The sequence below is a fragment of the Bradyrhizobium sp. Leo170 genome, assembly GCF_004296405.1.
Classification (GTDB): domain Bacteria; phylum Pseudomonadota; class Alphaproteobacteria; order Rhizobiales; family Xanthobacteraceae; genus Bradyrhizobium.
The window spans coordinates 1-1123 of the sequence record NZ_PSRR01000745.1 but is presented as its reverse complement, the minus strand read 5'-3'; the positions used below and the strand labels follow the sequence as shown (position 1 = coordinate 1123).

2 protein-coding genes are annotated in these 1123 nt (G+C 56.8%); both read left to right on the top strand.

Annotation, left to right across the window (positions count from 1 at the left end):
- Positions 1-440: hypothetical protein (locus CWO89_RS46695; RefSeq protein WP_130232035.1), on the top strand; the 440-nt coding region annotated here is incomplete at its 5' end.
- Positions 441-612: 172 nt separating this feature from the next.
- Positions 613-1123 (top strand): transposase (locus CWO89_RS44425; RefSeq protein WP_165421618.1); only part of this gene is annotated, 511 nt, incomplete at its 3' end.

The window sequence follows — 1123 nt, the reverse complement described above, 5'->3', positions numbered from 1 at the left end:
TGATGGAACGGCATGACATCTACCAGAATCAAATCCGATCCGAATTCGACGATATGCAAGCGCGAAGCAGTTTGCTGAAAGATATGAATAAGGCATTGGCGGCCCTGCGCACCAATCGACCTACCGATGAAAAGACGGTTAGAGACTACGGCAGCTTCGTCGATTCGCAAGGCAAGACTCAGGATGTGTTTGAATGGATGCAGGCACACGGCATCTCCATCGAGACGGAGAAATCCGACAAGAGAGGTGTGCAGTCGCAGTTCGACGCTGCCATCAACAACCTTAAGGCGGCGATTGACAGTGCCAATAGCGAAGGGCAGATGGCGTTGATTTTTCTGCAAGGGCTGCTTGCTAAGCTCAATGATGTTGCTGCACTGATGTCTAACCTTCTTTCAAAAGATCAAAAGATCAAGGAGGTGATCATTGGCAACTTTCGTTGAGAGACGGCAACAAATGAGTAGTACAGGACGGGGGCAATCATCCCAGTTCTGCCCAACTGTCCTCACAGTTGCAATGAATGCAAGTGCGACGGTGGATGTGAAATGGACCCCGGTTTTGGGACCAGAGGCTAAGTTGGAAAAGGGCCGCTCCGCTTGATAGACGGAGCGCATGATGACGACGAAGACACGACGGAAGATCGACGCGGCGTTGAAGGCAAAGATCGCGCTGGAAGCCGTGCGGGAGCAGGCGACGGTGGCCGATCTGGCCCAGCGCTATGAGGTTCACCCGAACCAGATCTATGCCTGGAAGAAGCAGCTGCTGGACCAGGCGACCCGGGCTTTTGACGCGGGTGTCGGGCGCGAGAGCGAGGACGCTCGCGAACGCGAGATCGAGAAGCTGCATGCCAAGATCGGACAACTGACAGTCGAGCGCGATTTTTTAGCGCGGAGGTCCGGAAGATGGGAAGATGAGCACGCCGGACCGTCGAGGAATGCTCGATCGCGCCGACCAGGCGCTGTCGATCCGCCGGCAATGCATGTTGCTTGGCATCGCCCGTTCTGGGGTCTACCGGCCGCCACGGCCGGCCAACGACAACGACCTTGCCCTGATGCGGCGGATCGACGAGCTGTTCACCGCCTGGCCGTTCCTGGGCTCGCGGCGAATGACCGCGATGTTGAAGGCG